This window comes from Pseudomonas sp. HR1 (assembly GCF_030175875.1).
Taxonomy (GTDB): domain Bacteria; phylum Pseudomonadota; class Gammaproteobacteria; order Pseudomonadales; family Pseudomonadaceae; genus Chryseomonas; species Chryseomonas oryzihabitans.
In genome coordinates this window covers 68940-81765 of sequence record NZ_JASNRF010000001.1, presented here as the reverse complement: position 1 = coordinate 81765, position 12826 = coordinate 68940, and the positions used below count along the sequence as shown (strand labels likewise).

13 protein-coding genes and 1 tRNA gene are annotated in these 12826 nt (G+C 60.9%); 6 read left to right on the top strand and 8 right to left on the bottom strand.

The window, feature by feature from the left end; all coding sequences use genetic code 11:
• Positions 1-18 precede the first annotated feature (18 nt).
• The 6 genes from cyoE to QKY98_RS00335 all read right to left on the bottom strand — a co-directional run bounded on the left by cyoE (position 19) and on the right by QKY98_RS00335 (position 5272).
• Complete coding sequence (gene cyoE, locus QKY98_RS00360) at positions 19-906, bottom strand: heme o synthase (protein WP_223855368.1); 888 nt, start codon at positions 904-906, stop codon at positions 19-21.
• 11 nt (positions 907-917) lie between these two features.
• Positions 918-1256, bottom strand: a complete 339-nt coding sequence (gene cyoD, locus QKY98_RS00355) for a cytochrome o ubiquinol oxidase subunit IV (RefSeq protein ID WP_007160921.1) — start codon at positions 1254-1256, stop codon at positions 918-920.
• Positions 1256-1870, bottom strand: coding sequence for a cytochrome o ubiquinol oxidase subunit III (locus tag QKY98_RS00350; protein WP_027600197.1), 615 nt, complete (start codon positions 1868-1870; stop codon positions 1256-1258). Before QKY98_RS00350 ends, cyoD begins: the two co-directional genes overlap by 1 nt.
• Before the next feature lie 4 nt (positions 1871-1874).
• The gene (gene cyoB / locus QKY98_RS00345) at positions 1875-3863 is read right to left on the bottom strand and encodes a cytochrome o ubiquinol oxidase subunit I (protein ID WP_007160923.1); all 1989 of its coding nucleotides are present in this window, start codon (positions 3861-3863) and stop codon (positions 1875-1877) included.
• Between the two features lie 3 nt (positions 3864-3866).
• Positions 3867-4790, bottom strand: a complete 924-nt coding sequence (gene cyoA, locus QKY98_RS00340; RefSeq protein ID WP_007160924.1) for a ubiquinol oxidase subunit II — start codon at positions 4788-4790, stop codon at positions 3867-3869.
• Between the two features lie 406 nt (positions 4791-5196).
• A tRNA-Thr gene (locus QKY98_RS00335) sits at positions 5197-5272 on the bottom strand.
• Between the two features lie 290 nt (positions 5273-5562).
• On the opposite strand from QKY98_RS00335, the gene QKY98_RS00330 reads away from it, so the two are divergent.
• On the top strand, positions 5563-6561 hold the full coding sequence (locus QKY98_RS00330) for an SDR family oxidoreductase (RefSeq protein WP_284670143.1): 999 nt from the start codon (positions 5563-5565) through the stop codon (positions 6559-6561).
• An 84-nt stretch (positions 6562-6645) separates the two neighbouring features.
• Here QKY98_RS00330 and QKY98_RS00325 read toward each other — a convergent pair whose 3' ends face one another.
• Complete coding sequence (locus tag QKY98_RS00325; protein ID WP_284670142.1) at positions 6646-7128, bottom strand: pilin; 483 nt, start codon at positions 7126-7128, stop codon at positions 6646-6648.
• A gap of 212 nt (positions 7129-7340) precedes the next feature.
• On the opposite strand from QKY98_RS00325, the gene pilB reads away from it, so the two are divergent.
• From pilB to yacG, 5 genes are all read left to right on the top strand, one after another.
• Entirely contained in the window at positions 7341-9035 is a 1695-nt protein-coding gene (pilB, locus tag QKY98_RS00320) for a type IV-A pilus assembly ATPase PilB (RefSeq protein WP_284670141.1), read from the top strand.
• Between the two features lie 210 nt (positions 9036-9245).
• The gene (locus tag QKY98_RS00315; RefSeq protein ID WP_108582501.1) at positions 9246-10463 is read left to right on the top strand and encodes a type II secretion system F family protein; all 1218 of its coding nucleotides are present in this window, start codon (positions 9246-9248) and stop codon (positions 10461-10463) included.
• Positions 10463-11335, top strand: coding sequence for a prepilin peptidase (locus QKY98_RS00310; protein ID WP_042137109.1), 873 nt, complete (start codon positions 10463-10465; stop codon positions 11333-11335). Before QKY98_RS00315 ends, QKY98_RS00310 begins: the two co-directional genes overlap by 1 nt.
• Positions 11332-11943, top strand: coding sequence for a dephospho-CoA kinase (coaE, locus tag QKY98_RS00305; protein WP_042137111.1), 612 nt, complete (start codon positions 11332-11334; stop codon positions 11941-11943). The genes QKY98_RS00310 and coaE overlap by 4 nt, the downstream gene beginning before the upstream one ends.
• The gene (yacG, locus tag QKY98_RS00300) at positions 11940-12137 is read left to right on the top strand and encodes a DNA gyrase inhibitor YacG (protein ID WP_007160931.1); all 198 of its coding nucleotides are present in this window, start codon (positions 11940-11942) and stop codon (positions 12135-12137) included. Before coaE ends, yacG begins: the two co-directional genes overlap by 4 nt.
• A 13-nt stretch (positions 12138-12150) precedes the next feature.
• On the opposite strand, the gene QKY98_RS00295 is transcribed toward yacG, so the two are convergent.
• Entirely contained in the window at positions 12151-12648 is a 498-nt protein-coding gene (locus QKY98_RS00295; RefSeq protein ID WP_027600836.1) for a hypothetical protein, read from the bottom strand.
• Between the last annotated feature and the right edge of the window lie 178 nt (positions 12649-12826).

Sequence of the window (12826 nt, the reverse complement as noted above, 5' to 3'; positions counted from 1 at the left end):
TTCATGGAACGGTGCGTCTCAGCGTGCGTAGGTCAGCAGCACGTCGCCCGGGATCTGGAAGTCCACCGACATCATGACGCTCAGGGCGGTGATGGCGATGATGGAGAACCCGAACAGCTTGCGTGCCCACTGGACATCGTTCTCGGCCTGATAGCCCATGAAGGCCAGGCGTAGCCACCAGGCCCCGATCACGGCGGCCACTGCCAGATAGACGTAGCCGGCGTAGCCGAGCACGGTCAGCAGCAGGGTGGCGGCCATGAAGGCCACGGTGTACCAGACGATGTGACGCTTGGTCACCGAGATCCCCTTGGCCACCGGCAGGACCGGAATCGAGGCCGCGGTGTAGTCCTTGAGACGGAAGATGGCAATGGCGTAGGAGTGCGGCATCTGCCAGAGGCAGAAGATCAGCAGCAGCACCGCAGCGCCACTGTCGAATTGGCCGCTGGCGGCGCAGTAGCCGATCACCGGCGGTGCGGCACCGGACAGGCTGCCGACCAGGGTGCCGTATACCGAGGTGCGCTTCAGCCAGAGGCTGTAGAGCCCTACGTACACCACGAAACCCATCACCGCGAAGGCGGTGGCGACCGCATTGGTCGCCACGTACAGCAGACCCACCCCGGCCAGGCCGAGGAGGGTGGCATAGGCCAGCGCCACCTTCGAGGAGATCGTGCCCTGGACCAGCGCACGATTGCGGGTTCTTTCCATCTTCTGATCGATGTCCATATCGATCACGTTGTTGAACACACAGCCGGAAGCAATGACCAACGACACCCCGATAGCCGTCGCCAGCAGCAACAGCGGGTCGATGCTCCCTTTGGACGCCAGGAAGAACCCGCCGGCAACCGAGATCAGGTTGCCGAAGATGATGCCCGGCTTCGTCACGAGAAGGTACTTCTTGATCATCACGTCGGCCCGGTTCAGTGGATCATCATGTTCTGGTGCATGTGGTACATGATCCACAGGGATCCCACGACCAGGATACCGACGATGACCACGGTGAAACCAAAGGAGATCACGTTCCAACGCTGCTCTTCGGAGGTGTTCAGGTGCAGGAAGAAGTACAGGTGCACCAGCAGCTGTACCACCGCCATGATTACCACGATCGCCAGGGTCGCGCCCTTGGAGAAGGTGGGGAACATCACCAGGCCGAATGGAATGACCGTCAGGATGACCGACAGGATGAAGCCGACCATGTAGCTCTTGAAAGTGCCATGGCTCTCGGCGGTATGCCCGTGGGCGTTATGGTCGTGCGCCATTACAGCACCCCCATCAGATAGACGATGGTGAAGACGAAGATCCAGATGATGTCCAGGAAGTGCCAGAACAGGCTCAGGCACGACAGGCGGGTCACGTTGGTGGTGGTCAGACCCTTGGAAGAGATCTGCAGCATCAACACGATCATCCAGATCAGACCCGAGCTCACGTGCAGACCGTGGGTACCGACCAGGGCGAAGAACGCGGACAGGAAGGCACTGCGATCCGGACCATAGCCCTCATGGATCAGATGGTTGAACTCATAGAGTTCCATGCCGATGAAGCCGGCACCGAACAGCCAGGTAACCGCCAGCCAACCCAGGACGCCACCCTTGCTGCCATGATGCTGGGCGATCATGGCGAAGCCGTAGGTGATACTGGAGAACAACAGCAGGAAGGTTTCGACCAGGACGAACGACAGTTCGAAGATGTCCTTCTGGGAGGGGCCATCGGCATGGGCCCCGCTCAGGACTGCATAGGTCGCGAACAGCGTCCCGAACAGAATGCAGTCGGTCATCAGGTAGGACCAGAAGCCGAATGTCTTCATCGATCCGGCGTCGTGGTGCCCATGCTCCTCGGCATGGGCGACTTCGTTATGCATAACTTGATTCGCCATTGGGTTAGGCCTGCTTCAATTTCGCCAGGGACTGAATGCGCGCGGTTTCGATGCGTGCCACTTCTTCCGCTGGTACGTAATAGTCGACGTCGTCGTCGTAGCTGCGGACAACCGCAGTGACGATGCAGCCCACGAAGCTGGCGATGGCCAGCCACCAGATGTGCCAGATCAGGGCGAAGCCGAGGATCAGGGCGAAGAGGCTGATCACGATACCGGCGCCAGTGTTGCGCGGCATGTGGATCTGCTTGTAGTCCGCATCCTTCTTCTCGGTGATGCCTTTCTCTTTCATGCCCCAGTAGGCGTCGATGTCGTGCACTTCCGGCACTTCAGCGAAGTTGTAGAAGGGCGGCGGCGAAGAGGTCGACCATTCCAGGGTGCGGCCATCCCACGGATCGCCCGTCACGTCCACGTTCTCCGGCAGATTGCGGTCGCGGATACTGACGTAGAACATCCACAGCTGGCTCAGGATGCCCAGGGCGATGATGCCGGCGCCGATGGCGGCGGTCACCAGGAAGGGGTGCCAGTCGGGGTTGTCGTAGTGGTTCAGGCGACGGGTCATGCCCATGAAGCCCAGCATGTACAGCGGCATGAAGGCGACATAGAAGCCGATCAGCCAGCACCAGAAGGCCTGCTTGTTCAGCTTCTCGTTCAGCTTGAAGCCGAAGACCTTCGGGAACCAGTAGATCATGCCGGCGAAGTAGCCGAACACGGCGCCGCCGATGATCACGTTGTGGAAGTGGGCGATCAGGAACAGGCTGTTGTGCAGCACGAAGTCGGCACCCGGTACCGCCAGCAGGACGCCGGTCATGCCGCCGATGCTGAAGGTCACGATGAAGCCCAGGGTCCAGAGCATCGGCGAGGTGAACTGGATGCGGCCCTGATACATGGTGAACAGCCAGGTGAAGATCTTCACCCCTGTCGGGATCGCAATGATCATGGTCGCGATGCCGAAGAAGGCGTTGACGTTAGCGCCCGAGCCCATGGTGAAGAAGTGGTGCAGCCAGACGATGAAGGACAGCACGGTAATGGCTACCGTTGCCCAGACCATCGATACGTAGCCGAACAGACGCTTCTTGCTGAAGGTGGAGGTCACTTCCGAGAACACGCCGAAAGCCGGCAGGATCAGGATGTATACCTCGGGGTGGCCCCAGGCCCAGATCAGGTTGGTGTACATCATCTGGTTGCCGCCGGCTTCCGCGGTAAAGAAGTGGAAGCCCAGGTAACGGTCCAGGGTCAGCAGCGCCAGGGTCACGGTCAGGATCGGGAAGGCTGCCATGATCAGAATGGCAGTACACCAGGAGGTCCAGGTGAAGATCGGCATGCGCATCAGGGTCATGCCCTTGGTACGCATCTTCAGCACGGTCACGAAGAAGTTGACGCCGGTCAGGGTCGTCCCGATACCGGAGAGCTGAAGCGCCCAGATGTAGTAGTCCATCCCTACGCCTGGACTGTACTGGATGCCTGACAGCGGCGGATAGGCCACCCAGCCGGTCGCGGCGAATTCGCCCACGAACAGCGACATCATGATCAGCACGGCACCGGCCACGAACAGCCAGAAGCTCAGCGAGTTCAGGAAGGGGAAGGCCACGTCGCGGGCACCGATCTGCAGCGGGGTCACCACGTTCATCAGGCCGGCCACGAACGGCATCGCCACGAAGAAGATCATGATCACGCCGTGGGCGGTGAAGATCTGGTCGTAGTGATGGGGTGGCAGGTAGCCCTCGGCCCCGCCGGAGGCGATGGCCTGCTGGCTACGCATCAGGATGGCGTCGGAGAAGCCACGGAGCAGCATGATCAGGGCGACGATGAAGTACATCACGCCGATCTTCTTGTGGTCGACGGTGGTCAGCCACTCTTTCCAGAGGTAGCCCCACTTGCCGAAGTAGCTGATCGCTCCCACCAGTCCCAGGCCGCCCAGGGCGACCACGATGAACGTTACGAGAATGATCGGCTCGTGATACGGAATATCCGCGAGAGTTAATTTACCGAACATGACTTATTCCTCGGTACCGTGTTGACCGCCGTGCTGGCTCATGTCCATCACGTGATCGGTCTGCTTGCTGAAGTCGGACTTCATGAACTTCTTGATGACCGTTCTGAACAGATCCGGCTCGACCGTCGAGTAGTAGGCGACCGGCTGCTTCTCGCTGGGCTTGGCCAGCTCGGTGTAGCTCGCCTGGTCCAGGGTCTTGCCACCTGACTGCTTGACCTTGTTCACCCAGGCGTCGAAATCACCGGCGGTGGGTACCGCGTGCACGGCAAAGATCATGTCGGAGAAGCCGGCGCCGCTGTAGTTGGCCGAGCGACCTTCGAATTCGCCGGGATGATCGGCGATCAGGTGCAGCTGGCTCTGCATGCCGGACATGGCGTAGATCATGCCGCCCAGGGCCGGGATCGACAGGGTGTTCATGACCGACTCGGAGGTGATCTTGAACTGCACCGGACGATTCACCGGGATGGCGATCTCGTTCACCGAAGCGATGCCTTGCTCGGGATAGATGAACAGCCATTTCCAGTCCATCGAGACCGCTTCGATCACCAGCGGCTGCTCGGAATGGTCGAGCGGCTTGAAGGGATCCAGCTCGTGGGAAGTCTTCCAGTTCAGGATGCTCAGGAACACCACGATGGCCAGGGGGACCAGCCAGACCACGGCTTCGATCTTGTAGGAGTGAGCCCAGTTCGGGGTGTACTTGGCTTCCTTGTTGGTAGCGCGGTACTTCCAGGCGAACAGGAAGGTCATCACGATGACCGGGATCACCACGATCAGCATGAGGCCGAACGCTGTGTAGATGAGGTTGCGTTCTTGCACGCCGATGGAGCCTTTCGGGTCCAGCAGCACGGCGTCGCACCCGCTGAGCAGCAGCGCGGCGGCACCGGCCAGAAGCCAACCGGTTGGTTTTAGATACTTCGTTAGTTTCATCTCACGACCTCAGTAGAGCGGCTCATCGTGGTTATTCTCTCAACGTGCCTGTCGCCAGCCTCATGCTCCGCAACGGACAGGCATCCGTGCGGCAGGCTGATGGATTGCAGAAATTGCGGGATTTCGCAGCGCGGTATGGTGCCACAGAGGGGCTGGATATTCGACCCTTTGGTCAGCCGCCGTTCAGGTGTTGCCGCCCGTCAAGCAAGCCGAAATCAGGCGGTGTAAGGCACTGTCATGCGCTGGGTAAGAGTAGCCGAGGGACAGGGAGCCGCCAGTTTGCTCCGGCGTTTGCGGTCGGCTCGCACGCAAGGCGCAGATCGGAAAGGGGCGCAGAAAGGCGCGGCCCAAGGCGGCTAAGGCCTTGAAGGCTTTGAAAAGAGCGAGGAGGGATGAAGCGGAGGGATGGTGCCGGAGATAGGAGTCGAACCTACGACCTTCGCATTACGAATGCGCCGCTCTACCAACTGAGCTACACCGGCACGAAGCTTTCAATGATAAGTCTTCACTCATCTGCTGTGCAAGCCTGGTCGTCGTGCCTGTGCCAAGCCCTGTGGCGATGTGTCGCACTGCTGTCCGCCTCTGATTTCGCGATTCGTCAATGCTTCTCGGCCTGACGTGATTGTTGCGCGCGAAGGTCAGCGGTCAGGGCGGCATGCATTCGGGAAACCTTTACGGGAGTCGTCATACCTAAACCTTCGCGGATCCAGCCTTGCCGCAGCTTCGACCCCATGATCCTGCCACTAGATAGCTGCCCATGCGGAGAGCCTCGATGACCGATTACTCCCTCACCCGTCGTAATGTCCTCGTCGGCTCCGCCGTGGGGCTCGCCGCCGCTGCTTCGGGCGCTGCCGTTGCTCAGGATGGCAGCAGTGCGACTCGTCCCGCCAAGCCACTGCAGGACCCGCGCACCAAGTACACCCGCGAGCCTTTCAAGGAGCAGCGCCAGGAATGGCCGGCGCTCACCAGCAAGATGGAGCCGCGTCCCGACCATGGCGAGACCAGCTATCACGGCTCGGGCCGTCTGGCCGGACGCAAGGCCCTCATCACCGGCGGCGACAGCGGCATCGGTCGCGCCGTGGCCATTGCCTTCGCCCGGGAAGGGGCTGATGTGGCCATCAACTACCACCCTTCCGAAGAATCCGATGCTCAGGAGGTGGTCAAGCTGATCCAGGAAGCCGGCCGCAAGGCCATCACCCTGCCGGCTGACATCCGTACCCAGGAGGCCTGCGAAGACGTCGTGAGCAAGGCCATCCAGCAACTCGGCGGCCTGGACCTGCTGGTGAATAATGCCGCCTATCAGCAGAGCAAGGCGGACATCCTCGAGATCACCGACGAGCAATTCGATCGGACCTTCAAGACCAACGTCTATCACGTCTTCCGCTTCAGCAAGGCCGCCATCCCGCACCTGCCGCCGGGCGCCAGCATCATCAATACCGTTTCGGTGAACTCCTACGATCCCGGCGAAGAACTCATCGACTACGCCTCGACCAAGGCCGCCATCCTCAATCTCACCAAGGGCATGGCCAAGCAACTGGCCAAGAAGGGCATCCGCGTCAACGCCGTGGCACCGGGTCCGGTGTGGACGCCGCTGCAGGTGGCGGGCGGGCAGTTGGAAGGGCAGATGAAGGAATTCGGGCAGGATACGCCGCTCGGGCGGGCAGGGCAGCCAGCGGAATTGGCGGGGCTTTATGTGGCGCTGGCGGAGGAGGATGCGAGTTTTAGTACGGGAACGGTGGTGGGGGCATTTGGGGGGAAGGGGATGCCCTAATCGTTCTTAGATCAGGCGGAAGCCGGTATTTGCTTTAGGCGTTATAAATCTATGGCGCACTGGGTGCGCCATAGATTTCTTTTTTTACTGACAGCCAACTGGGCGAAGGTTCGCGGGTGCAGTTGTAGCGCAAGTCCATCCGCCGTTTGCGTTTCGAGTCCAAGTGAGGGTTGAGGCGGTGCCAGTAGTCAGGACTGCTGCAGCGTTATTGCCGAAAGTTGCCTGAATGGTGGATGTGGCAGTAAGAGGGGAAGTTACAGAAGGAGTGCCCTGGCCAGCTGCAGGGGCGCCGGTGACCATGGCGGAAGTACCGGTAGCCGCAGCCATAAGGTTGGAGCCAGTAGCGCCCGGATCACAGTTGCCTGCGGCAGCTCCAACAGTAGTACGACCTTCGTTGATGCAGGTTTCTACAGCTGTTTTAAGTGCGCCAGTTTCCTGCATTACCCTAGTAACTTGCGATCGTGCCACGTAATTTTGGTATTGTGGAATGGCAACAGCTGCCAGAATACCAATGATCGCTACAACGATCATCAGTTCGATCAAAGTAAAGCCTTTTTGAGCTCTCATTCCAAATCTCCAAGGTTGAGGCAGGCCAACGTGCCTGCTTGAGGCTTAGCACAGACCGTGCCAACGAAAAGTGGCGACTGCAGCACGTTTTCTTCGAGATGGGCGTCAACAAAGGGGCAGGTCATGACAAAAAATGTCAGCTGTCTGGCGCCATTTTGCGGGCGGTCTGGGGGGTGCTATAACGCCTGTTGTAGCCAAAGGTGGGAATGACGATGAACGAGACTGTGATGCTGTCGGGGCTGGCGCGCCAGTTGGTGGATGCTCAGCTGCTGGCCGAGGCGGCAGCGCAGCAGGCGGTGGTCAAGGCCAAGCAGGCCAAGGTGCCATTGGTAACCTATCTCGTTCAGCAACGTCTGGTGCAAAGCCGGCCTCTGGCGGAGTTGGCTGCTCAGGAGTTCGGTGTGCCCTTTCTCGATCTGGCGGCTATCGACAAGGAGCAACTACCCAAGGACATCGTCAACGAGAAGTTGATGCAGCAGCATCACTTCCTGCCTTTGAGCAAGAGAGGTAACAAGCTTTTCATCGCGCTCTCTGATCCGACTAACCAACAGGCCATCAATGATGTGTCCTTTGGCAGCAAGCTCGCCGTCGAGGTGGTGCTGGTCGAGGATGACAAGCTGCACCAGGCCATCGAAAAGTATCTCGATGGCGGTACGGGTGGCCTGGATCTGGGCGATATCGACCTTGATCTGGAGACTGAGGGTGGCGAGCGGCCTCAGGAAGCCGTTGCGGGTACCGACGCCGACGATGCACCCGTGGTGAAGTTCGTCAACAAGATGCTGCTCGACGCCATCAAGAAGGGCTCGTCCGACTTGCACTTCGAGCCCTATGAAAAGATGTACCGGGTACGCTTCCGTACCGACGGCGTCTTGCACGAGGCGGCGCGCCCGCCGGTGCAACTGGTGTCGCGGATCTCGGCGCGGCTCAAGGTGATGTCCAATATGGATATTTCCGAACGCCGTAAGCCGCAGGATGGCCGGGTCAAGCTCAAGGTCTCCAAGACCAAGTCCATCGACTTCCGGGTCAACACCCTGCCCACCCTCTGGGGCGAAAAGATCGTGATGCGGATTCTGGATTCCTCCAGCGCCCAGATGGGGATCGATGCCCTGGGCTACGAGGATGTGCAGAAGGAGCTCTATCTACAGGCACTCAAGCAGCCGCAGGGCATGATCCTGGTGACCGGGCCGACCGGTTCGGGCAAGACGGTATCCCTCTATACCGGCCTAAATATTCTCAATACCGAAGACATCAATATTTCCACCGCTGAAGATCCAGTGGAAATCAACCTGGAAGGCATCAACCAAGTCAACGTCAATCCGCGTCAGGGGCTCGACTTCTCCCAGGCGCTGCGGGCTTTTCTACGTCAGGATCCTGACGTGATCATGGTGGGTGAGATCCGCGACCTGGAAACGGCGGAGATCGCCATCAAGGCAGCCCAGACCGGTCACATGGTGATGTCGACTCTGCACACCAACAGCGCGGCGGAAACCCTGACGCGTCTACGCAACATGGGGGTGCCTGCCTTCAACCTGGCGACCTCGGTCAACCTCATCATCGCCCAGCGGCTGGCGCGCAAGCTGTGCAACAAGTGCAAGAGAGTCCATGAGGTGCCCCGTGAGGCGCTGCTGGCCGAAGGCTTTCGCGAGGAAGAAGTCGGCAGTTTCACCCTTTATCAGCCCATCGGTTGCGAAGACTGTAATGCGGGCTATCGCGGCCGGGTGGGGATCTACGAGGTGGTGAAGATCACCCCGGCGCTGCAGCAGATGATCATGGAGGAGGGCAACTCCATCGAGATCGCGGCGCGGATGCGTAAGGAGGGCTTCAATGATCTGCGGCGGTCGGGGCTGGTGAAGGCGATGCAGGGAATCACTAGCCTGGAAGAGATTAATCGGGTCACAAAGGATTAACGGCTTCCCTCACCCTAGCCCTCTCCCGAAGGGAGAGGGGACTGGAATGGTGCATCGCATGATTGCTGTCCACGCGTCTTGATTGCCGCAGAACGCTAAAGCCGTCGATGTTTGGCGCGATGCTTGCCTTTAAAGCGGCAACCGGCTCTGAACAGAGCATTCTTTTGACGGGCTCGCCACCGCGGGCCGAGCCTTTGACGAGTCGAGGCCATGGCCGATAAAGCTATCAAGATGGGCAGCTTCACCTGGGAGGGGACCGATCGCAAAGGGACCAAGGTGAAGGGCGAGATGACGGGCCTGAATCCGGCGTTGATCAAGGCGCAGTTGCGCAAGCAGGGCATCAATCCGACCCGGGTGCGCAAGAAGTCAGCGTCGCTATTCAGCAAGGGCAAGAAGATCAAGCCCATGGATATCGCCCTGTTCACCCGGCAGCTGGCGACTATGATGACCGCAGGAGTGCCCCTGCTGCAGGCCTTCGACATCATCGGCGAGGGCTTCGACAATCCCAACATGCGCAAGATGGTCGACGACATCAAGCAGGACGTCGCCGCAGGTAACAGCCTCGCTAACTCCTTGCGCAAGCAGCCGCAGTATTTCGACGATCTCTATTGCAACCTGGTGGATGCCGGTGAGCAATCGGGTGCCTTGGAGACCTTGCTGGATCGGGTAGCCACCTACAAGGAAAAGACCGAGGCGTTGAAGAAGAAGATCAAGAAGGCCATGACCTATCCTGCGGCGGTCATCGTCGTCGCGGTGATCGTGTCGGCCATTCTATTGATCAAGGTAGTGCCTCAATTCCAATCGGTGTTCGAGGGCTTCGGTGCTCAGTTGCCGGCCTTTACCCTTATGGTCATCGCCATTTCCGAGGTCTTGCAGGAGTGGTGGTTGCTGGTACTGGGCGGAATCTTTGTGCTGGCTTTCGTCCTGCGGCACTTCTACAAGAAGTCGGAGAAGTTTCGTGACGCTACGGATCGGGGGCTGCTGAAGATCCCGCTCATTGGCTCAATTCTCTATAAGTCCGCCATTGCCCGTTATGCCCGGACCCTGGCCACTACCTTTGCGGCGGGTGTCCCGCTGGTGGATGCCTTGGACTCGGTAGCAGGGGCAACCGGCAACGTGGTGTTCCGCAATGCCGTGGAGAAGATCAAGGGCGATGTGTCCACCGGTATGCAGCTCAACTTCTCCATGCGTACCACCGGGGTGTTCTCTTCGATGGCCATCCAGATGACGGCCATTGGTGAGGAGTCGGGCTCGCTGGACGAGATGCTGTCCAAGGTCGCGACCTTCTATGAAGACGAGGTCGACAACATGGTCGACAACCTCACCACCCTGATGGAGCCGATGATCATGGCGGTCCTGGGGGTTCTGGTGGGTGGTCTGATCATTGCCATGTACTTGCCCATCTTCCAGCTCGGCTCGGTGGTTTGATGGCGCTGCTGGAGTTTTTGGCTGGCGCGCCGCTGGCCGCGGCGCTGTGCGCGCTGGTCCTGGGGCTGCTAGTGGGCAGCTTTCTCAATGTGGTGGTCTATCGCCTGCCGGTGATGCTGAGGCGGGCTTGGCAGGCGGAGGCGCGTGAAGTACTGGAGCTGCCGGCCGAGCCGGCAGGCGCCCCCTTCAACCTGGCGCGACCTGCTTCCCGCTGTCCTCATTGCCAGCGCGCCGTGCGGCCCTGGGAAAATGTGCCGGTGCTGAGTTATCTGCTCCTGCGCGGTCGCTGCAATGGGTGTCAGGCCTCTATCAGCCTGCGTTATCCGCTGGTGGAGCTGGCCTGTGGACTGCTGTCGGCCTGGGTCATCTGGCATCTGGGCGTGACCTGGCAGGGCGGGGCCTTCCTGTTGCTGACCTGGGGCTTGCTGGCGGCCAGTCTGATCGATGCCGATCACCAACTGTTGCCGGACGTCATCGTCCTGCCGCTGCTGTGGCTGGGGCTGATCGTCAACCAGTTCGGCCTGTTCACCAATCTGGGTGATGCGGTCTGGGGCGCGGTGGCGGGGTATCTGAGTCTGTGGCTGGTGTTCCAGCTATTCCGCCTGGTGACCGGCAAGGAAGGCATGGGCTATGGCGACTTCAAGCTCCTGGCGCTGCTCGGCGCCTGGGGCGGTTGGCAGATCCTGCCATTGACCATCCTGCTGTCGTCGCTGGTGGGCGCCATTCTGGGCGTCATTACCCTTCGGCTGCGGCGGGCGGAAAGCAGCACGCCCTTGCCCTTCGGTCCCTATCTCGCCGTGGCGGGGTGGATTGCCTTGCTCTGGGGTGATCAAATAACCGGCCTGTACCTGAACTTCGCCGGATTCCGATGACTTCTGCCTGGACCCTCGGCCTGACCGGGGGCATCGGCAGTGGCAAGAGCGCCGCTGCCGAGCATTTCGCCCAACTGGGCATCACCTGTGTCGATGCTGACCAGGCCGCCCGCTGGGTGGTGGAGCCAGGACGACCGGCGTTGGCCGAGATCGCCGGGCATTTTTCGCCCGCTGTCTTGCAGTCGGATGGCAGCCTGGATCGAGCGGCGCTGAGAGCCGCGATCTTTGCCGATCCGGCCGAGCGGCGCTGGCTGGAAGCCCTGCTGCATCCCCTCATTCGCCAGGAAATCCTGGCGGCCCTGGCTGGTGCCGAGTCGCCCTATGCCATCCTGGTGTCGCCGCTGCTGTTCGAGTCCGGACAGCGGGCGCTGGTCCGGCGAGGACTGGTGATAGACGCGCCGGAAGCGTTGCAGCTCGAACGGGCCATGCGCCGTGACGGGGTGGACGAAGCCCAGGTGCGGGCCATCCTCGCGGCGCAGTTGCCGCGCGCCGAGCGGCTGGCCAAGGCGGATGACGTCATCTGCAACGACGGCGATCTCGCTGCGCTCCACGCCGAGGTGGAGCACCTGCATTCCTTTTATCTGACCCTTGACGGAGGCCAAGCATGAGCACCCTTACCGTGGACTGCCCCACCTGCGGCGCACCCGTGGAATGGAGCGAGAAGAGCGCCAACCGGCCCTTCTGTTCCGACCGCTGCAAACTGATCGACCTGGGTGCCTGGGCAGCGGAAGAGCACGCCATCCCCGGCAATGAGCTGGAAGACGATCTCTATTCGGAAGACCTCAATCGGCGCGGCCACTAGGACGCGCCTTCCCCTATAGCCGCTGCGCCCACGCCTGGGCGGTCGCCTGGGCCGCCTGGCGCAGCTTGGCTGCCAGCTCGGGTTTCTCGTATTCCAGCGGGCTGGACGCCGTCACCGTGTGGATGCGGTCGCGCTTGATGAAGAAGACCTGGGTGCCCAGCAAGGGCTTGCTGCAGGCGCTGGCGCCTTCGCCGAGGCCGTCGATGGCCTTGCACTCCAGTTGCTCGCTCAGCGACTGCACCTGCCGCCGCAGCTTGGGCAGCGCCCGACCGCCATTCTCGTAGCCCGCCGACAGCCCCAGCAGGTAGTTGGCCGGCTGGCCGGTGTCGCGATCGGTGAAGGCGCAGCCGCCGGCGATCTGCCGGGCATAGGCCAGGGGCAGGCCGGAGGTCTGCTGGAGCAGGGGCAAGGGCAACTGAGCCTGCAGGCTGGCGCAGTCGACGGGCTCGCCGTTGTCGGCATGGGCGAGGGCGGCGCCCAGGAGCAGGGGAAGGGCAACGAGGAAACGCATGAAAACATCCTGTCGAAGGCCGGCGGCCGATAGGCCATGAGTCTACCGGCTGGAGCCCCGTGATAGGCGGGTGGACGGAGCGGCTGTGCACTGGGTCATGCGTCGGTCATCACATTGCGGGCTGGTGTCTGGCGCGGGTGATCCTTACCCTGGCCGCAGATAGCGAACAGCGAGGCGT

Bases quoted from the DNA above. Each gene is read 5' to 3' on its own strand.
- cyoA (WP_007160924.1), bottom strand. From the start codon at position 4,790: ATGAAACTAACGAAGTATCTAAAACCAACCGGTTGGCTTCTGGCCGGT.
- yacG (WP_007160931.1), top strand. From the start codon at position 11,940: ATGAGCACCCTTACCGTGGACTGCCCCACCTGCGGCGCACCCGTGGAA.
- QKY98_RS00330 (WP_284670143.1), top strand. From the start codon at position 5,563: ATGACCGATTACTCCCTCACCCGTCGTAATGTCCTCGTCGGCTCCGCC.
- cyoD (WP_007160921.1), bottom strand. From the start codon at position 1,256: ATGGCGCACGACCATAACGCCCACGGGCATACCGCCGAGAGCCATGGC.
- cyoB (WP_007160923.1), bottom strand. From the start codon at position 3,863: ATGTTCGGTAAATTAACTCTCGCGGATATTCCGTATCACGAGCCGATC.
- QKY98_RS00325 (WP_284670142.1), bottom strand. From the start codon at position 7,128: ATGAGAGCTCAAAAAGGCTTTACTTTGATCGAACTGATGATCGTTGTA.
- pilB (WP_284670141.1), top strand. From the start codon at position 7,341: ATGAACGAGACTGTGATGCTGTCGGGGCTGGCGCGCCAGTTGGTGGAT.
- coaE (WP_042137111.1), top strand. From the start codon at position 11,332: ATGACTTCTGCCTGGACCCTCGGCCTGACCGGGGGCATCGGCAGTGGC.
- QKY98_RS00295 (WP_027600836.1), bottom strand. From the start codon at position 12,648: ATGCGTTTCCTCGTTGCCCTTCCCCTGCTCCTGGGCGCCGCCCTCGCC.
- QKY98_RS00310 (WP_042137109.1), top strand. From the start codon at position 10,463: ATGGCGCTGCTGGAGTTTTTGGCTGGCGCGCCGCTGGCCGCGGCGCTG.
- QKY98_RS00350 (WP_027600197.1), bottom strand. From the start codon at position 1,870: ATGGCGAATCAAGTTATGCATAACGAAGTCGCCCATGCCGAGGAGCAT.
- QKY98_RS00315 (WP_108582501.1), top strand. From the start codon at position 9,246: ATGGCCGATAAAGCTATCAAGATGGGCAGCTTCACCTGGGAGGGGACC.